This is a genomic window from Roseateles sp. GW835-FHT13E02, assembly GCF_058794035.1.
In genome coordinates this window covers 1-16,624 of sequence record NZ_JBXAGJ010000026.1, presented here as the reverse complement: position 1 = coordinate 16,624, position 16,624 = coordinate 1, and the positions used below count along the sequence as shown (strand labels likewise).

Genomic DNA, 16,624 nt, shown 5'->3' with positions numbered 1-16,624 from the left:
GCCTGATCCTTTTGAGAGTTATGACACATCGGACCGAACGCATGAAAACCCATCTGATCCCCGCCCTGCTGCTGGCCCTGAGCGCGGCCCTGCCGGCCACCTCCGAGGCCTGGTGGAATGCCGAGTGGACGCAGCGCACCCGCATCACCCTCAACACCACGGACCAGGGCCTGGCCACGCAGGAGGCCGCCTCGGCCGTGCCGGTGGCCGTGCGCCTGCACTCGGGCAACTTCGACTTTGCTTCGGCCAAGGAGGGCGGCTCGGACCTGCGCGTGCTGGCCGCCGACGACAAGACGCCGCTGAAGTTCAGCCTCGAGCGCTTTGACAGCGTCAACGAGCTGGCCGTGCTCTGGGTGCAGCTCCCCAGCGTGCTGCCGGGCAGCGACAAGAACCAGTTCTACGTCTACGCCGGCAACAGCAAGGTCGCCGCGGGCGAAGCCAGCCCCGCGGGCGGATTTGATGCGGCTCTGGTGTCGGCCTTTCATTTCAGCGACAGCGCCAAGCCCGGCGCCGATCACCTGGGCAGCCCGGGCCGCGAGGCTGGACTCGTGGTGGTGGAGCCCAACGGCCTGCTGGCTGCCAGCCTCAAGCTCGACGGCCGTGCCGTGCAGCTGCCGGTGGCCGACAAGCCCTTGCTGGACGCCGCGCAGCTGAGCCTGAGCATCTGGGTCAAGCTGGACGATGTGGCCTCGGCCAAGCTGCTGCAATGGGGCGGGCTGCAGATCGCGGTGCAGGCCGGCCAGCTGCGCGCCTCGGTCGGCGGCAGCGAGCTGCGCGGTGGCGAGCTGACGGTGGGCCGCTGGACCCAGCTGGGCCTGCGCGTGGGCGCGGGCAAGGCAGCCCTGCTGCTAGACGGTGCGGTGGTCGCGGATGCCGCGGCCTCCGCCCTGCCCAGCCTGGGCAGCACGCTGAGCCTGGGCGACGGCGCCCGCGGCCTGGCCGATGAGCTGCAGATCTCGGCCAGCGCGCGCAGCAATGCCTGGCTGGCCATCAGTGCCGGCGCGCAAGGTGCCCAAGGCAAGCTGCTCAGCGCCCAGCGCGAAGACGCCGCCGCAGCCGAGGGCGAGAGCCACGGCTATATGGGCATCCTGATCAAGAACCTGACCGCCGACGCCTGGGTCGTGATCGTGATCTGCGGCCTGATGCTGCTGATCGCGATCTGGATCTCGGTGGCCAAGGGCCTCCTGATGGGCCGCATCGATCAGGCGAATCGCGCCTTCCTCAAGCGCTTCCGCGACGCCACCGACAACCTGCTGCATCTGGAGCAAGGCGGCGCGCATGCCGAATCGCCCTTGTTCCGCCTCTACCAGGCCGGCGTGCGTGAGCTGGCCAAGCGCAAAGCTGGGCAGGACGGTGCAGCGCCGCTGAGCGGCGCGTCCATGGACGCGGTCAAGGCCTCGGTGGATGCCGACTATGTGCGCGAAAACGCGCGCCTGAACGGCGGCATGGTGATGCTGACCATCGCCATCTCGGGCGGCCCCTTCCTGGGCCTGCTGGGCACGGTGGTGGGCGTGATGATCACCTTCGCCGCGATTGCGCAGGCCGGCGACGTCAATGTGAACGCCATCGCTCCCGGCATCGCCTCGGCCTTGCTGGCCACGGTGGCGGGCCTGGGCGTGGCCATCCCCTCCCTGTTTTCCTACAACTACCTGGCCTCGCGCATCAAGAACACCAGTTCGGACATGCAGATCTTCATCGACGAGTTCATCACCCGCGCGGCCGAACTCTACGGTGCCCGCTGAAATCTGAGGTCAGGAGACTGAGCCATGGCCGCCGACGTCAAGAACGACAACCAGCCCTACGACGACATCAACATCACGCCGATGCTGGATCTGGCCTATGTGCTGCTGGTCACCTTCATCATCCTGACCACCGCCTCGGTACAGGGCGTGCGGGTCAACTCGCCGCAAACCCAGGCGGCCAACAACCTGGCCAAGCCGCAAACGCGCGCCATCACCATCACCGCCGATGGCGCTGTCTACCTGGATGCCTTCCCGGTCAGCATGGAGCAGCTCAGCAGCAGCCTGGCCCAGTACAAGAGCGCCAATCCGGCCTTGCCGGTGGTGCTCAAGGCCGACGCCGCAGCGCAGTACGAGCGGGTGATGGAAGTGCTTGAGATTGCCAAGAAGCTGGACATCACCGAGATCGGCCTTGTCACCAAGCGCAGTGCCGGCTGAACTTTGACCGACCTGGCCAGGAGCACCCGAGATGCAAGTTCAGAACGAAGTCAAACCCTACGACACCATCAACGTCACGCCCATGCTGGACCTGGCCTATGTGCTGCTGGTGGTGTTCATCCTGATGACCACCGCCTCGGTGCAAGGCCTGAACATCAGCATGCCCAAGCCCAGCAACAAGCCCAGCGTCGAGAAGCACGAGCTGGTGATCGTGCAGATCACGCCCGAGGGCCGGCTCCTGATGAACGGCGCCAGCGTCAGCGAAGACGAGCTGGAGCAAGGCCTGCTGCAGGCCAAGGCGCGCGACGCGCAGATGTCGGTGGCGATCAAGGGCGATGCGCGTTCGCAGTATGCGCATGTGGTCGCCGTGGTGGACCTGTGCAACAAGCTGCAGGTCAATATGGGCCTGGTCACGGCCCGCATCGGTAACTGAGGAAGAAGGGAACCCAGCCATGAGCGGACTCGCCGAAGACCATCTCGATGACAAGCCCGGCCGGGCCTGGCTGATTCGCGGCCTGATTGCCGCCGGCTTGATCGCCCTCGTGGGCGGAACGCTGGTGGTGGTCAAGACGCTGAAGAGCGACGACCACAAGCCGCAGCGCCAGGTGGCCAAGATCTCCATCCTGCCCAACACCCCGCCGCCGCCCCCGCCACCGCCCAAGGACGAGAAGAAGCCCGAGCCCCCCAAGGATGAAAGCAAGCAGGCGCCCCGCGAAGAGCCGCTCAAACAGGCTGAGGCGCCCAAGGCCGCCAACGAGCCGCTGAAGATGGAAGGTGCTGCAGGCGACGGCCCGAGCGCCTTTGGTGCCGGCGCGGTCAGCAAGGACTATGCCGGCGGCGCGCCCAGCACCGGCGCCCCAGCGGCGGGTGCGGGCGGTACCCAGTCCGATCGGGCGCAGGAGCGCTTCTACGCCAACACGGCCCGCCAGCTGCTGCGCGACGAGATCGAGCGCCGGCTCAAGTCCGAGGCCGAACAGCTGACCGCCACCTTCTCCATCTGGCTGGCCCAGGACGGCGCCATCCAGCGCTTCGAGCTGCAACCCAGCGGCGACAGCGCGGGCGATCTGGCCCTGCGCAGCGCCCTCGACGAAACCTCGCGCCAGTTCAAGCTGCCGCCGCCGCCGGCCACCGCGCTGGCCCAACCGATGCGATTCAAGCTCAGCGTGCGACCGCTCGCCTGAGCTTCCAACCCAAGATGTCTATCAACAGCCCCACCATGCCTCCCTCCTCACTTCGTTTCTCCGGCCCCGCGGGCTTGAGCGCCAGCCTGCTGGCCGCCTTGCTGGCCCTGCCTGCGGCACAGGCCCAGACGGCCGCACCGGTGCTGGCTTCGTCCGAAGCCCAGCAGCTGGCCCAGTTGCGGGCCACCACCCTGGCTTTGATCGACGCCCTGGTCAGCCAGGGCCTGCTGACCCGCGAACGCGCCGATGCGATCAAGCGTCAGGCCGAGCAGGCCGGCGCCCAGGCAGCCCACACAGCACCTGTCGCCACGAGCGCCGCCGCCAGCGCAGCGCCCGAGGCGGCCAAGGTCTTGCGCATCCCCTATGTGCCCGAGAGCACCCGGCTGCAGATGCGCGAGGAGATCAAGACCGAAGTGCTGGCCCAGGCCCGCAGGGAGCGCTGGGGCGAGCCCGATGCCCTGCCCGAATGGCTGGGCCGCGTGCGGGTCGGTGGCGATGTGCGCGCCCGCGCGCAGAAGGAGTACATGGCCGACAGCAATGTGCCGGCCGAGATCTTCCGGGCCCAGACCAGCTCGCCGGCCTGGGCGCCGGACCTGAGCAACACCACGCTGGACCGCCAGCGCATGACCCTGCGCGCCCGCCTGGAAGTCGACGCCAAGCTCAGCGACCAGGTGCAGACCGGCCTGCGCCTGAGCAGCGGCGGCAGCAGCAGTGGCCCCACCTCCACCTCGCAGACCCTGGGCAATCAGTTCAACCGTTATGCCCTCGGCCTGGACCGCGCCTGGCTGCGCTGGCAGCCCGAGTGGTTCCACAACAAGCTGGCCGCCGACTTCGGCCGCATGCCCAACCCCTTTTACAGCAGCGACCTGAGCTGGCCAGAGGACATGGCCTTCGACGGCGTGGCCGCCCAGCTCAAGCACAGCTTCGCGCCGCAGCGCTCGGTCTTTGCCAGCATGGGCGCCTTCCCGCTGGAAGAGTTCAGCGGCAGCACGCGCGACAAATGGCTGTTCGGCGGCCAGATTGGCGGCGACATTTCGCTCGGCGGCGGTGCCCAGCTCAAGCTGGGTCTGGCGGCCTACGAGTTCCGCCATATCGAAGGCCAGCGCGAGAGCAGCCCGCCGCCCAGCGGCCCGCGCGCCGGCACGGGTGCCTACTTCAGCTCACAGTACCCGAGCTCGGTTCGCCTCAAGGGCAACACGCTGATCAATCTGAACGACCCGATCAGCGTGGCCGCGCCCACCTGGGGCCTGGCCTCCAAGTTCCGCCCCATCAATGTCACGGCAGGCCTGACGCTGGAGAACTTCGCCTCCACCCGCCTGGCCCTGAGCATGGACTGGATCAAGAACACCGGTTTCAGCCTCGCCGACATCCAGGCCCGCGCCGGCGTCAGCCTCAGCGACTCGCGCGACAAGCCCAACAGCCTGCTGGCCAAGACCCAGGCCCTGCAGGCCAAGGCCCAGATCGGCCGTGCGGCCCTGACCCGACGGGGCGACTGGCAGGCTTTTGCCGCCTTCCGTTTTGTCGAGCGCGATGCTTGGGTCGATGGCTTCACCGACACCACCTGGCATCTCGGCGGCACCAATTACAAAGGCTGGTCCCTGGGCGGCAGCTATGCCCTGGACACGCGCTTCTGGATGAATGCGCGCTGGACCAGCACCCGCAACCTCGACGACGGCGTGCGCTACCTGGCTGTGCCCGGTGATGCCGCCTCACTGAGCGGCAATCTGAGCAGTGCGCCGCTGCGCATCGATGTGTTCCAGCTCGACCTCAATGCCCGCTTCTGACCGCCCGATCATGCGCACACCGAATCACCCATTCAAGCCGGCCCCGGTTGCGCGGCTGGTCGCGGCCGCCCTGTCCGGCCTGCTGATCTTCAGCCCCGGTGCACAAGCGCAGGACAGCAAGACCAGCAAGGAACGCGAGGCCTTGCGCCGCGCGCAATCCGCACTGCGCGCCGCGCAGGAACAGCAAAGCAGCCTGCAGGCCGAGAAGGCCAAGGCCGAGGCTGCCGCCAGCGAGGCCAGCAAGGAATCAGCCGCCCTGCGCGGGCAGATCGGCGCTCATGCCGCCAAGTTGCGCGCCAGGGAGCAGGCGCTGACCGCGGCTCAGGAAGAGCTGAACCAATTGCGCCAGGGCCTGGCCCAGGCCCGCGGCGAGCACGGCGCCGAGCAAGAACGCGCTCAGGCATTGCAAAGCCAGCTGATGGAAGCACGCCGGCTGGCGAGCGAGCGCGAGCAGGCCAATCTCGGCCTGGTGGCTTTGCTGGAGGGGCGCAGCCGCGCCTTGAGTGAGGCCGAGCTCAAGAACCGCCAGCTGCAGGAGCTGGGGCATGAGCTGGTGCGCCGATTCCTGGGCCGAGCACGCATCGATTCAGCCCTGCTGGGCGATCCGGTGCTGGGCTTGCAGGCGGTGCGGGCGGAAGATGAGGCGGAGAAATTTCGCGCCGAGCTGGCGCGTCTGGAGCTGCTGAGCGGCCGTCCGGCGGGTTCTCCTGCCGCGGCGGCACCCAGCGCTGCAACACAGCCCTGAACCGGGCTGCTGCCGATTCAGCAGCTGCCGACCACGTCCAGGCCGTCGTCGCTTTCGTCGGCGGCCTCTTCGATCTGGCGATCAAAGTCGGCCGAGGCAACCGCGCTCTTGGCGATCAGGGGCTTGTCCAGCGGGCGGTAGACGCGGCTGTGCAGGCGATTCAGGCGTTCGGAATGTTCCATGGCACGGACCACGCGCTCGGGGTCGATCAGCATGGCGAAGGGGCTGCTGAGGTTCAGGTGCTTGGCGTTGATCATGATGGGGCTCCGTCTCGGTTCGGACGCGCGAAGCGCTGGGGTGTCCGTGGGTTTGTGGCGTTGGGAGTCGCTGCGGGCCCCTCAGGGGCTTCGTTCGCGTCTCAGCATGGATGCCACTGTAGAAGCCCGAGCCTCGGCCTCACAGTCGGCTGCGCCCCAAAGTCCTTGTCAGACAAATTCCTAGGTGCTTGCTGCGAACACCGCGTCCCAGCGGCCTGAAAAACAGCAGAAAAACATGCCAGCCGGCGGCATCAAGGGGCTTTGGGCGAGACGCGCTGGAGCGCCTTTTGCAAGGCAGCGACGAGCTTGTTGCGCTCGGCCGCACGCGCAAACTCCAGGGCCGAGAGCTCCTGGGCATTGCGCAAGCTGGGGTCAGCGCCGGCGGCCAGCAAGGCCTCGGCCAGGTCCATGGCGCCGTAGCGCGAGGCCATCATCAGCGGCGTGCTGCCGTTCGGCGAGCGGGCATCCAGCACGGCACCCTGGCTCAGCAGCCAGAGGGCCACGCCCTTGTCCGGGCCGCTGCAGGCGTAGTGCAGCGGCGTCCAGCCTTCCTTGTTGATTTGCGCACCGCGCGCCACCAGCTTCTTGGCCCAATCGAGCCGGCCCTTGATGGCGGCCAGCATCAGCGGCGTTTCGCCGGCGGCATTGGCACGGTTGACATCGGTGCCGGGGTGGCTCAGCAAGCTGTCCAGCGCGCGGCTGGACCCCTCGCGCAAGGCCACTTCCAGGGCATTGCGGCCACGGCCGTCGCTGGCATTGGGGTCCACGCCGCGCACCAGCAGGGTCATGATCTCGCGGCCGTTGTCGAGTTCGGCGGCCAGGACCAGGTCATCGATTGGGGCGGCCAGGGCAGGCACCTGCAGTGCGGCCAGCAGCAGCACCCAGCCAGCCCAGCGCTTGACCATCTGCAGCACGCTCGCTCAGACCAGCCCGAACAGGCGGCGCGTGTTGGCCGAGGTCTGGGCCGCCAGCTCGGGGATGCTCATGCCTTTGACCGCCGCCAGAGCGGCCGCCACATGAGGCACATAAGCGGGGCTGTTGGTACGGCCGCGGTAGGGCACGGGGGCGAGATAGGGGCTGTCGGTCTCGATCAGCAGGCGCTCGATCGGCAGGACCTTGGCCATATCGCGCAGGTCCTGCGCGTTCTTGAAACTCAGGATGCCCGAGAAGGAGATGTAGTAACCGCGCTCCACGGCGGCTTGCGCCACCTCGAGGCTTTCGGTGAAGCAGTGAAACACGCCGCCGGCCTGCTCTCCGCCCTCCTCGTCCAGCACTCGCAAGGTGTCGGCCGCGCTGCTGCGGGTGTGGATCACCAGCGGCTTGCCCACCTGGCGGGCGGCGCGAATATGGGTGCGGAAGCGCTCGCGCTGCCACTCCATGTCCTGCTCGATGCTGCGGCCGTTCAGGCGGTAGTAGTCCAGGCCGGTTTCACCAATGGCCACCACCTTGGGGGCCTGGGCGCCGGCCACCAGCTCGTCAACGCTGGGCTCGTGCACGTCTTCGTTGTCCGGGTGCACGCCCACCGTGGCCCAGAGCACCTGATGCTCGGCCGCCAGCGCCGCCACCTTGGGGAACTCTTCCATGGTGGTGCAGATGCAGATGGCCTGCTCCACCTGCGCCACCGCCATCTCACCGAGGATCTCGGGCAGGCGGGCGTTCAACTCAGGAAAGCTCAGGTGGCAGTGGGAATCGATGAACATGGGAAGGCAGGAAATACAGCGGAAATGCAGACCTGGACGCAAAGCATGGGGCCAGGCCCCGCCGCTCACATGGTTTGCGTCGGCTTGGAGGAGGAGATCTGGGTGCCGAGGATTTCTTCAATGCGCAGTTTGATCAAACGGCTTTTCTCATCGGCAGGAAAACGCACACCAACGCCCTGCGTGCGCCCGCCCGGCGCATTGGCCGGGGTCAGCCAGGCGATCTTGCCGGCCACGGGATAACGCTGATTGTCCTCGGGCAGGGCCAGCAGCAGGTAGACATCCTCACCGAGGCGGTACTCCCGCGTGGTGGGCACGAACAAGCCGCCGTCGAGGAACTGCGGCATATAGGCCGCATAGAGCGCGCCTTTCTCGCGGAACACCAGCTGGATCACGCTGGGGCGCGGGCCAGCGCTGGCCGCGGCCGGCGCCGCAGCACCAGCCGCAGCGCCCAGCGAGGTGGTCAGGCCGCCCAGGGCGGGTTTGGCTGAGGAATTGTCCATGGCGCGAGTGTAGCGAAGGCCTGCCGCTGGCGATGGCAGGCTCAGCCGCGCCGCGCCGTGCCGCTGCGCGAGGCCGCCTGCAGCGCCTGCTGCCCCTGAGCAAACAGCGATTCCATCAACAGGCCGGCATTGAGCGGATGCTCGGCATGGCGGGCGGCGCGGCGCAGCACCGCCTCCCACTCATGCAAGGGGCCGGCCAGCTTGGGGCTGGGCAGGGACTCCGCCGGGAAGTAGCTCGGTGCCGCGCCGTGAGCCCTGCGCAGCAGGTCGTGGCAGAGCCGCTGCAGCGCATCGATGGCACGCGGCTGTGACCAGTCCGCCAGGGCGGCGGCCTCACCGCGGGCCAGGCGCTGGGGCAGCTGGGTCCAGGCCTGGGCGCGCAGGCCGGCCTCGAACCAATCGCGCGCCTCTTGAGGCCGGCCACCGGCGGCGGCCAGCAGCACCTCGGGCGACTCCACGCCCTGGGTTTTCAGCCATTGCAGGCAGGGCCCGGCAGGCGGCAAGGCCAGGGGCACGGGCTGGCAGCGACTGCGTATGGTGGGCAGCAGGCTTTCCGGCGCGCTGCTGGCCAGCACAAAGCGCAGGCTGCCGCTGGGTTCTTCCAAGGTCTTGAGCAGGGCATTGGCGGCCACGGTGTTGAGCGCCTCGGCCGGATAGACCACCACCACCTTGGCACGGCCGCGTGAGCTGGTGCCCTGGGCGAAGGACAGCATCTGGCGCACCGCCTCGATCTTGATCTCGCGGCTGGGCTTGGTCTTGCTGGCCTTGGGCTCGCCGTCGCGGCCGGTCTCGGCCTCGCCGCCCCAGCCCAGCTGCTCGCGCAAGGCATCGGGCAGGAGCAGCATGAAGTCAGGGTGGGTGTGCGAATGCAGCAGCTTGCAGCTGGCGCAGTGGCCGCAGGCAAAGCCACCCTCCAGCGGCGCCTCACACAGCCAGGCCTGGGCCAGCAGCAAGGCCAGATCGAGCTGGCCGACGCCGGCCGGCCCTTGCACGAGCAAAGCATGGGAGCGCGCCGTGGCCAGGGCCTGGCGCAGCGGCTCGGCCAACCAGGGCAGCGGCTGGCTGCCGGCCTCGCCAGCGGCATTCAGGACCTCGCTCACCATCCTCGCGCCTCCAGCAGCTGGTGGATCTGTGCCACCACCTCAGGAACCGAGAGGCCTGCGTCGATGCGGGCAAAGCGCTGCGGCGCACTCGCGGCGCGGGCGGCATAGCCGGCGCGCACGCGGGTGAAGAACTCGAGGTCCTGCTGCTCGAAACGATCAGCCTCGCGCGCGGCAGCACGGCGCTGCGCAGCAATGGCCGGGTCCAGGTCGAACCACAGGGTCAGGTCAGGCTGGCGGGTGCCTTGCACCCATTGCTCCAGCGTGCCCAGCACGGCCAGATCCATGCCGCGGCCACCGCCCTGGTAGGCAAAGCTGGCATCGGTGAAGCGATCGCAGAGCACGGTCTTGCCGGCAGCCAAGGCCGGCTCGATGACGCGCTGCAGGTGGTCGCGCCGGCCGGCGAAGACCAGGAGCGCCTCGGTCAGGCTGTCCATGCCGCGGTGCAGGATCAGCTCGCGCAGGCTCTCGGCCAGCTCGGTGCCACCGGGCTCGCGGGTGTGCACGACGTCGGCGCCGCGCTGACGCAGGCGCTCGCCCAGGGCCTCGATATGGGTGGACTTGCCGGCGCCATCGATGCCTTCAAAGCTGATGAAACGGGCAGTGGTGGGGGCGACAGGGCTCACGGGCGGGAACTTCTCTTTCTCTCTCTCGGGGCGGCTTTGAGATCAGCGCCCGCGCTGGTATTTGTTGACCGCGCGATTATGCGCGGCCAGGTCTTCGCTGAATTCGCTGCTGCCGTCACCGCGTGCCACAAAGTACAGCACCCGGCTGGGTGCCGGATGCAGGGCCGCTTGCAGGGACGCGACACCGGGCATGGCGATGGGCGTGGGCGGCAGGCCGCCGCGGGTGTAGGTGTTGAAGGGCGTGTCGGTCTGCAGATCGCGCTTGCGCAAATTGCCGTCGAACTTCTCACCCAGGCCGTAGATCACGGTGGGGTCGGTCTGCAGCGGCATGCCGATGCGCAGGCGGTTGATGAAGACCGCGGCCACCAGCTGCCGGTCGGCCGGCGCGCCGGTCTCCTTTTCGACGATGGAGGCCAGGATCAGGGCTTCTTCCGGCGATTTGAGCGGCAGGCCCTCGCTGCGGCCGGCCCAGGCGCTGAACAGACGGCGCTGCATGGCGGCATAGGCCCGCTTGAGCACGGTCAGGTCACTGACGCCGCGGCTGTAGGCGTAGGTGTCGGGGAAGAAGCGGCCTTCGGCGGCCTGGCCCGGCGCGCCCAGGGCGGCCATCAGCTCGGCCTCGGTCCAGCCGGCGGTCTGCTGCTTGAGCGAGGGTGCGCGGGCCAGGGCGGCGCGCAGCTGGCGCAGATTCCAGCCCTCGATCAGTCGCAGCTGCTCCAGCACCTCGTCGCCACGGACCATCTTGGCCAGCAGTTCGCGCGGCGTGGCGCCCTGGTGGATTTCATAGCTGCCGGCGCGGATCTGGCGGGCCTGACCGGACCAGCGGAACCACTGGTAGAGCAGGCGCGGGTCTTCGGCCACCCCGGCCTGCGCCCAGGCCTGCGCCACTTCGCGCGGCGAGCTGCCGGCCTCGATGGACAGCTCCACCGTCGGATGGCGCAGCTGCATGGGCGCTTGCAGCCACCACCAGGCTGCAGCGGCGGCGGCGCCGGCCAGCAGCAGGGTCAGCAGCAACAGGGCGACGATCCAGGTCAGCAGACCAGCACCGCGCCCTCGCCGGCCGCTGCCCTTGGCACCCATGGCCTTGTTCCGCTTTGCTCTTGTTGTCTTGCTGCTCGCCATCAATGCCCTTGCCCGGCCGCTCTGTTTCGGGCGCTGATGATAATCGGGGGCATGACGACCTTGCCCGAAACCACCCTCTCCCTGCCCGCTTCTGCCGCGCTGCGCCTGACCGACTGGGGCGTGATCCGCGCCCAAGGCGAAGATGCGGCCAAGTTTTTGCACAGCCAGCTGACCCAGGATTTCGCCCTGCTGGGCCCGGATCAGGCCCGTCTGGCGGGTTTTTGCTCAGCCAAGGGCCGTTTGCTGGCCACCCTGCTGGGCTGGCGCGAAGGCGAGCATGACGTGTTGCTGGCCCTGCCCGCCGCTCTGCTGCCGGCCATCCTCAAGCGCCTGTCCATGTTCGTGCTGCGCGCCAAATGCAAGCTCAGCGACGCCAGCGCCGAATGGGCGATCTGGGGCGAGATCGCGCCGCCGCAGGACGGCGCGCGTTGGGCCCTGAGCCGCGAGGGCGGCGAGGACGGCGGGGGCGCACGCATCCGCCTGCCGGATGTGGCCAGCCACAGCCGCTGGTTGCGCATCCAGCCTGCCGCTGCGGCAGCGTCGGCCCTGCCGACTTTGAACGCGCAGGACTGGGCCTGGCTGGAGGTGCTGGCCGGCCTGGCCTGGGTGCAGGCGGCCACGCAGGAGCAGTTCGTGCCGCAGATGCTCAACCTCGAGCTGCTCGACGGGGTGAACTTCAAGAAAGGCTGCTACCCCGGCCAGGAGGTGGTGGCGCGCAGCCAGTACCGCGGCACCCTCAAGCGCCGGACATTTTTGTACGAGCTGCAAGGCGCGGCGCAAGCTGGCCAGGAGATCTTTCACAGCGAAGACCCGGGTCAACCGGCCGGCCTGGTGGCCCTGGCCGCCGTGCGCGACGATGGCCGCAGCCTGATCCTGGCTGAAACCAAGATCGCCGCCCTGGAGAGCGGCAGCCTGCATCTGGGCAGCCCGGACGGCCCTCGCCTGCAGCCGCGCGCCCTGCCCTACGAGCTGAAGTCGCTGGAATGAGCGCGGCCATGCACATGCCCGCCACCGAAATCTTCGTCTACTACCGCCTGCGCGCCGCCGACGCATCCGCGGCCTTGGCGGCGTTCCAGGCCCTGCGTGCCGAACTGGCGGCCGAGGGTCAGGCGGTCGAGGCGCTGCGTGTGATGCAGCGCCAGGACAGCGACATCAGCCTGCCCACCTGGATGGAGATCTACGGCCCGGGGCTCGCCGAGCCGCTCGCGCTGGAAGCGCGGGTGGCGGTGGTGATGGCACCGTTTGTTCAGGGCCTGCGCCACCGCGAGCTGTTCACAGCGCTCTGACCATCTCCACATGGCCGATGCCGGCCTCCTCGAAGGCGGCACCGCGCTGCACAAAGCCGGCGCGGGTGTAGAAGCCCGCGGCCGAAAGCTGGGCATGCAGCACCGCCTCACGCTCGCCGCGCTGGCGGCCGGCCTGCATCAAGGCCTCCAGCACCTCGCGGCCGATGCGGCTGCCGCGCATGCTGCGCAGCACGGCCATGCGGCCGATCTTGGCCACGCCCGGCACATGCTCGAGCAGGCGCCCCGTGGCCAGGGCCTGGCCGAAGCGGTTGAAGGCCACGGCATGAACGCAGCTCTCGTCGGCGCTGTCCCATTCCATCTCGGCCGGGATCTTCTGTTCATCGACGAACACGGCCTGGCGGATGGCGCCGGCCTCGGCGCCCAGCTCGGCCCAACTGCCCACACGCACCTCCACCACCGGCTCGCCGGCCTCGAAGCCCTCGATCAGGCTGCGCAGCTCGGCCGGCACTTCGCGCGGTGAGGCGCTGGCGCGATCGGCGAATACATAGATCAGCTCGCCATGCACCAGCAGCTCGGTGCCGCGGAACACGGCGCAAAGCATTTGCAGCGAGCTGTGGCCGATGCGTTCGCAGCGCACGCCGATGCGGAGCTGGTCGTCATAACGGGCCGATCCCAGGTACTCCAGCGTGGCCTTGCGCACGAAGAGATCGCCGCCCAGCTGGTCCATGGTTTCCATATAGGGCAAGGCCAGACCGCGCCAGTAGCCGCCCACTGCCACGTCAAAGTAGTTCTGGTAGTGGGCGTTGAAGACCACCTGCTGGGCATCGATCTCGCCCCAGCGCACGCGCAGCGGCTCGAAGAATCGGAAGTCTTGCAATTTCATGAGGTGAGCGAGGGGCTGTGGTGAATCAGTTGACGATGCGGACGCAGGCGGGGAGGCAGGCGCTGAGCGCCGTCAAGACTGGAGCGCCTCACGCAGGGCCAGGCCGCAGGCGTCCAGCGCGTTCAGCGCTTCCGGGATCGTACGCCCCATCTTGATGAAATCATGGGTCACGCCGCGATAGAGCTCCAGCTGCACCTGACCGCCGTTGGCGCGCAGCAGATCGGCATAGGCAATGCCTTCATCCACCAGCGGGTCGCATTCGGCCAGCAGCACGCAGGCCGGAGCCAGATCGCTATGGTCGGGCGCCTCGAGCGGCGCAAAGCGCCAGTCGCGCTTGTGTGCGTGGTCGATGTAGTGGTCGAAGAACCAGGCGATGGACGCTGCGTCGAGCAGAAAACCGTTGGCAAACAGCTTGTGCGAGGCAGTGTCGGCATGGGCCGTGGTGCCCGGCGTGATCAGCAGCTGCAGGGCCAGAGGCAGGCCGATGTCGCGCGCATGCAGGGCGCAGACCGCCGCCAGCGTGCCCCCGGCGCTGTCGCCGCCCACGGCCAGGCGGCGGCCGTCCAGGCCCAGGCTGCCGGCGTTCTCCGCCAGCCAGCGCATCACCGCCCAGCAATCATCCACCGCGGCCGGGAAGCGATGTTCGGGCGCCAGCCGGTAGTTGAGCGAGAGCACGGCAGCGCCGCTGCGCAGGGCCAGCTGGCGGCACAGGCTGTCGTGGGTGTCGATGCTGCCGATGGTGAAACCGCCGCCGTGCAGGTAGAGCAGCACGGGCAGGCGGGCCTCATCGGGTGTCTGCGGTGCGTACAGGCGGGCGGCCAGCGGGCCCTCGGCACCGGGCACCTGCAGGTTCTCCACCCGCGCCACTGGCGCGCGCGGCAGGTCCAGGATCTCAGCGCCCATCAGGTAGGCGATGCGGGCCTGCTTGGGGCTCAGGCTGTGAAAGGCCGGTCGCTTGGCGCGATGGATTCTCTCCAGCACGCCAGCCATGCGCGGCGTCAACAAGTGGGTGCGGCTCAACAAGGGCTCCAGGGGTTAACCCGGTATTTTCGCAGGCCTGGCGGCTTGTCCCGCTGGGCAGGGTTCAAAACTCCAGGCCGTACCATCCAAACCCTGCCGTCCACAAGGTTTGCGAGCTGCCGCTCTGGCGGCTGGCGGTGAGGCTGAGGCCCAGCTTGTCCGGGCTCAGCCACCACAGGCCGCCCACCGTGCGCACCGTGGTCCCTAGCAAGGCGCGGCGGTCATTGGTCTGGATCTCAGCAAACAGCAGCGCGCGCGGATCGGGCACCCAGACACCGGCGAGATTGAGCATGGTGCCGGTCTGGCCGCTGGCCCGCTCTTTGTGCGGGCCGATGTTGAGGTGAACCGCCGCCTCCTCGCTGATCGCCAGCGTGGCCAGGCCAAGCACACCGCTGGCACTGCGGCGCCAGCCGCTGCTCACCGGGCGCTCGAAGCTCAGGCCGGCCTTGAGGCCAAAGCTCAAGGAACCCCAGGCGGTCGGGACCTGCCAGCTCTTGGGCACCCACTTGACGGCGACGCTGGCTTCGCCCCGGATCTCATCGCGGGGTTGAGGGCGGCTGTAGTCGCCACCGAGTTCCAGGCTTTCGGACAGGCCGCAGGCCGGGGCCAGCACCCAGGCCCGGCTGGATCCGGCTTTCTCGCCCCAGCCTTCGAGCTGACAACTGCCGACTGGCGCGGTGGCGGCGTCATCGCTGGACAGTGGGCGCCCGGCCTGGACGGTCATGGCGGCCGGCACAAGGCCGATCAAGGCCAGCCATCGAGCCATGCGAGAAACGTAGGGGCAGCGTGGCATGTAGTTACTCCCTGGGTGACACGAGGCGTCGCCACTTGAGCGGGCGCATCTCGGCTCAGAAAGAAAGCCGCGCTCAGACGCTAGCGACCGGCGCGCAATAACGGCTTTTCGGACGTCCCACAGTGAACTTTATGGGGTGCACCGCCGAAAGGCGCATCACTTTCTCACCTCTGTTGGCAAAAGGCCTTTGCCCATGGGCCTGCCTCGACGCACACTGGTGGACACGATCACCTGCAGCGCAGCCAGGGAGGCCCGCCATGCCATTGATCCAATATCTGACCCAGGTGCATTTGGAGTTCGGCGCCGCCGCGCTCTTGCCTCAGGAATGTCAACGTGTGGGCATGCTGCGCCCGCTGGTGATCAGCGACAGCGGGGTCCGCGCTGCCGGGGTGCTGACGCGGGCTCTGGCAGCGTGGGGCACCCATCCGCCGCCCGTGTTCGACCAGACACCCCCGAACCCCAATGAAGCGGCGGTGCGCCGCGCGGTGGAGCAGTACAAAAAGCACTATTGCGATGGCCTGATCGCCATTGGAGGCGGCTCACCGATGGACCTTGCCAAAGGCGTGGCCATTGCCGCCACCCATCCGGGGCCGCTCAAGGCTTTTGCCACCATCGAAGGCGGCAGCCTGTCCATCAGCAAGGCCACGGCGCCGGTGATCGCCGTGCCCACCACCGCCGGCACCGGCGGCGAGGTCGCGCGCGGCGCATTGATCACGGTGGAGGATGGCCGCAAACTGGGCTTTCACAGCCAGGAACTGATGCCGCGAGCGGCCTTGTGCGACCCCGAGCTGACCCTGAGCCTGCCGCCGCGCCTGACGGCTGCCACCGGCATGGATGCGATCGCGCATTGCATGGAGACTTTCATGTCTGCCGCGGTCAACCCGCCGGCCGATGGCATCGCCCTCGATGGCTTGCGCCGCGGCTGGTCGCATCTGGAGCGCGCCACCCGCAACGGCCAGGACCGTGAAGCACGCTGGCAGATGATGAGCTGCAGCATGCAAGGCGGCATGGCCTTTCAGAAGGGCCTGGGCTGCGTGCACGCGCTCAGCCATGGTCTGGCCAGCGTGGACCCCGGCCTGCACCACGGCTGCCTGAATGCCTTGCTGCTGCCCGCCGTGATCCGCTTCAACGCCAGCGCTCCCAGCATGCAGGCCGAATGGCGTTTGCTGCGCATGGCCGAGGCCATGGGTCTGGGCCACTGCGACCCCGCCGGCCACACGCTGGCCGAGGCCGTGCTGGCCATGAACCAGCGCCTGGGCCTGCCGGCGGGCCTGGCCGAACTGGGCGTGGACCCGGGCATGTTCGAACGCGTCGTCACTGGTGCCCTGGCCGACCACTGCCACCGCAGCAACCCGCGCCTGGCTACGCGGGAGGACTATCTGGCCATGTTGGCGTCATCGTTGTGATGCGGGTTTCGGCACGAAGCAGCCTTTGGTTTTGCTCGTGAGGCCCTGCAGCCCGTGCCGCCACCGGGCTCATGGTTCCGGGG

General features: G+C 68.5%; 19 protein-coding genes. 9 read left to right on the top strand and 10 right to left on the bottom strand.

Annotated features, from left to right (window positions below; genetic code table 11):
• Nucleotides 1–41 precede the first annotated feature (41 nt).
• Genes AC1Q6P_RS20995 through AC1Q6P_RS20970 form a run of 6 tightly spaced genes read left to right on the top strand, consistent with a single transcriptional unit; the run spans nt 42 to nt 5,887 of the window.
• The gene (locus tag AC1Q6P_RS20995) at nt 42–1,742 is read left to right on the top strand and encodes a DUF2341 domain-containing protein (RefSeq protein ID WP_492665855.1); all 1,701 of its coding nucleotides are present in this window, start codon (nt 42–44) and stop codon (nt 1,740–1,742) included.
• A gap of 24 nt (nt 1,743–1,766) precedes the next feature.
• The gene (locus tag AC1Q6P_RS20990; protein WP_102766681.1) at nt 1,767–2,177 is read left to right on the top strand and encodes an ExbD/TolR family protein; all 411 of its coding nucleotides are present in this window, start codon (nt 1,767–1,769) and stop codon (nt 2,175–2,177) included.
• 31 nt (nt 2,178–2,208) lie between these two features.
• Nucleotides 2,209–2,610 (top strand): ExbD/TolR family protein, encoded by a 402-nt coding sequence (locus AC1Q6P_RS20985; RefSeq protein WP_102766682.1) that lies wholly within the window; start codon nt 2,209–2,211, stop codon nt 2,608–2,610.
• 19 nt (nt 2,611–2,629) lie between these two features.
• On the top strand, nt 2,630–3,358 hold the full coding sequence (locus AC1Q6P_RS20980; protein ID WP_165794462.1) for a TonB C-terminal domain-containing protein: 729 nt from the start codon (nt 2,630–2,632) through the stop codon (nt 3,356–3,358).
• A 35-nt stretch (nt 3,359–3,393) separates the two neighbouring features.
• Complete coding sequence (locus AC1Q6P_RS20975; protein ID WP_492665856.1) at nt 3,394–5,142, top strand: putative porin; 1,749 nt, start codon at nt 3,394–3,396, stop codon at nt 5,140–5,142.
• A gap of 10 nt (nt 5,143–5,152) precedes the next feature.
• On the top strand, nt 5,153–5,887 hold the full coding sequence (locus AC1Q6P_RS20970) for a hypothetical protein (RefSeq protein WP_492665857.1): 735 nt from the start codon (nt 5,153–5,155) through the stop codon (nt 5,885–5,887).
• A 17-nt stretch (nt 5,888–5,904) separates the two neighbouring features.
• Here the strand turns inward: AC1Q6P_RS20970 and AC1Q6P_RS20965 are convergent, their stop codons facing one another.
• From AC1Q6P_RS20965 to mltG, 7 genes are all read right to left on the bottom strand, one after another.
• Nucleotides 5,905–6,144, bottom strand: a complete 240-nt coding sequence (locus AC1Q6P_RS20965) for a hypothetical protein (RefSeq protein ID WP_102766686.1) — start codon at nt 6,142–6,144, stop codon at nt 5,905–5,907.
• A 251-nt stretch (nt 6,145–6,395) separates the two neighbouring features.
• Entirely contained in the window at nt 6,396–7,049 is a 654-nt protein-coding gene (locus tag AC1Q6P_RS20960; RefSeq protein WP_492665867.1) for an ankyrin repeat domain-containing protein, read from the bottom strand.
• Nucleotides 7,050–7,064: 15 nt separating this feature from the next.
• On the bottom strand, nt 7,065–7,844 hold the full coding sequence (locus AC1Q6P_RS20955; protein WP_492665858.1) for a TatD family hydrolase: 780 nt from the start codon (nt 7,842–7,844) through the stop codon (nt 7,065–7,067).
• Between the two features lie 65 nt (nt 7,845–7,909).
• Nucleotides 7,910–8,344 carry a PilZ domain-containing protein gene (locus tag AC1Q6P_RS20950; protein WP_492665859.1) on the bottom strand — a complete coding sequence of 145 codons (435 nt, stop codon included), beginning with the start codon at nt 8,342–8,344 and terminating at the stop codon, nt 7,910–7,912.
• A 41-nt stretch (nt 8,345–8,385) separates the two neighbouring features.
• A complete protein-coding gene (gene holB / locus AC1Q6P_RS20945) occupies nt 8,386–9,447 on the bottom strand; it encodes a DNA polymerase III subunit delta' (RefSeq protein ID WP_492665860.1) in 1,062 nt (353 codons plus the stop codon).
• The gene (gene tmk / locus AC1Q6P_RS20940; protein WP_492665861.1) at nt 9,441–10,070 is read right to left on the bottom strand and encodes a dTMP kinase; all 630 of its coding nucleotides are present in this window, start codon (nt 10,068–10,070) and stop codon (nt 9,441–9,443) included. Before tmk ends, holB begins: the two co-directional genes overlap by 7 nt.
• 42 nt (nt 10,071–10,112) lie before the next feature.
• Nucleotides 10,113–11,150, bottom strand: coding sequence for an endolytic transglycosylase MltG (gene mltG, locus AC1Q6P_RS20935; RefSeq protein ID WP_492665862.1), 1,038 nt, complete (start codon nt 11,148–11,150; stop codon nt 10,113–10,115).
• A 93-nt stretch (nt 11,151–11,243) separates the two neighbouring features.
• Between mltG and ygfZ the strand changes: the two genes are divergently transcribed.
• Together ygfZ and AC1Q6P_RS20925 are read left to right on the top strand one after the other, a co-directional pair.
• Nucleotides 11,244–12,179, top strand: coding sequence for a CAF17-like 4Fe-4S cluster assembly/insertion protein YgfZ (gene ygfZ / locus AC1Q6P_RS20930; RefSeq protein ID WP_492665863.1), 936 nt, complete (start codon nt 11,244–11,246; stop codon nt 12,177–12,179).
• Between the two features lie 8 nt (nt 12,180–12,187).
• The gene (locus AC1Q6P_RS20925) at nt 12,188–12,478 is read left to right on the top strand and encodes a DUF4936 family protein (RefSeq protein WP_492665864.1); all 291 of its coding nucleotides are present in this window, start codon (nt 12,188–12,190) and stop codon (nt 12,476–12,478) included.
• Here the strand turns inward: AC1Q6P_RS20925 and AC1Q6P_RS20920 are convergent.
• The 3 genes from AC1Q6P_RS20920 to AC1Q6P_RS20910 all read right to left on the bottom strand — a co-directional run bounded on the left by AC1Q6P_RS20920 (nt 12,465) and on the right by AC1Q6P_RS20910 (nt 15,108).
• Nucleotides 12,465–13,322: a YbgC/FadM family acyl-CoA thioesterase gene (locus AC1Q6P_RS20920; protein ID WP_102766693.1), complete on the bottom strand. Its 858-nt coding sequence runs from the start codon at nt 13,320–13,322 to the stop codon at nt 12,465–12,467. The genes AC1Q6P_RS20925 and AC1Q6P_RS20920 overlap by 14 nt on opposite strands.
• 72 nt (nt 13,323–13,394) lie before the next feature.
• Entirely contained in the window at nt 13,395–14,312 is a 918-nt protein-coding gene (locus tag AC1Q6P_RS20915) for an alpha/beta hydrolase (protein ID WP_171826442.1), read from the bottom strand.
• Between the two features lie 94 nt (nt 14,313–14,406).
• Nucleotides 14,407–15,108, bottom strand: a complete 702-nt coding sequence (locus AC1Q6P_RS20910; RefSeq protein ID WP_492665865.1) for a PA4824 family protein — start codon at nt 15,106–15,108, stop codon at nt 14,407–14,409.
• 284 nt (nt 15,109–15,392) lie between these two features.
• Between AC1Q6P_RS20910 and gbd the strand changes: the two genes are divergently transcribed.
• A complete protein-coding gene (gene gbd, locus AC1Q6P_RS20905) occupies nt 15,393–16,541 on the top strand; it encodes a 4-hydroxybutyrate dehydrogenase (protein WP_171826346.1) in 1,149 nt (382 codons plus the stop codon).
• Nucleotides 16,542–16,624: the final 83 nt, after the last annotated feature.

Coding starts and splice junctions, on each gene's coding strand:
- AC1Q6P_RS20995 (WP_492665855.1), top strand. CDS start 42: ATGAAAACCCATCTGATCCCCGCCCTGCTGCTGGCCCTGAGCGCGGCC.
- AC1Q6P_RS20990 (WP_102766681.1), top strand. CDS start 1,767: ATGGCCGCCGACGTCAAGAACGACAACCAGCCCTACGACGACATCAAC.
- AC1Q6P_RS20985 (WP_102766682.1), top strand. CDS start 2,209: ATGCAAGTTCAGAACGAAGTCAAACCCTACGACACCATCAACGTCACG.
- AC1Q6P_RS20980 (WP_165794462.1), top strand. CDS start 2,630: ATGAGCGGACTCGCCGAAGACCATCTCGATGACAAGCCCGGCCGGGCC.
- AC1Q6P_RS20975 (WP_492665856.1), top strand. CDS start 3,394: ATGCCTCCCTCCTCACTTCGTTTCTCCGGCCCCGCGGGCTTGAGCGCC.
- AC1Q6P_RS20970 (WP_492665857.1), top strand. CDS start 5,153: ATGCGCACACCGAATCACCCATTCAAGCCGGCCCCGGTTGCGCGGCTG.
- AC1Q6P_RS20965 (WP_102766686.1), bottom strand. CDS start 6,144: ATGATCAACGCCAAGCACCTGAACCTCAGCAGCCCCTTCGCCATGCTG.
- AC1Q6P_RS20960 (WP_492665867.1), bottom strand. CDS start 7,049: ATGGTCAAGCGCTGGGCTGGCTGGGTGCTGCTGCTGGCCGCACTGCAG.
- AC1Q6P_RS20955 (WP_492665858.1), bottom strand. CDS start 7,844: ATGTTCATCGATTCCCACTGCCACCTGAGCTTTCCTGAGTTGAACGCC.
- AC1Q6P_RS20950 (WP_492665859.1), bottom strand. CDS start 8,344: ATGGACAATTCCTCAGCCAAACCCGCCCTGGGCGGCCTGACCACCTCG.
- holB (WP_492665860.1), bottom strand. CDS start 9,447: ATGGTGAGCGAGGTCCTGAATGCCGCTGGCGAGGCCGGCAGCCAGCCG.
- mltG (WP_492665862.1), bottom strand. CDS start 11,150: ATGGGTGCCAAGGGCAGCGGCCGGCGAGGGCGCGGTGCTGGTCTGCTG.
- ygfZ (WP_492665863.1), top strand. CDS start 11,244: ATGACGACCTTGCCCGAAACCACCCTCTCCCTGCCCGCTTCTGCCGCG.
- AC1Q6P_RS20925 (WP_492665864.1), top strand. CDS start 12,188: ATGCACATGCCCGCCACCGAAATCTTCGTCTACTACCGCCTGCGCGCC.
- AC1Q6P_RS20920 (WP_102766693.1), bottom strand. CDS start 13,322: ATGAAATTGCAAGACTTCCGATTCTTCGAGCCGCTGCGCGTGCGCTGG.
- AC1Q6P_RS20915 (WP_171826442.1), bottom strand. CDS start 14,312: ATGGCTGGCGTGCTGGAGAGAATCCATCGCGCCAAGCGACCGGCCTTT.
- AC1Q6P_RS20910 (WP_492665865.1), bottom strand. CDS start 15,108: ATGGCTCGATGGCTGGCCTTGATCGGCCTTGTGCCGGCCGCCATGACC.
- gbd (WP_171826346.1), top strand. CDS start 15,393: ATGCCATTGATCCAATATCTGACCCAGGTGCATTTGGAGTTCGGCGCC.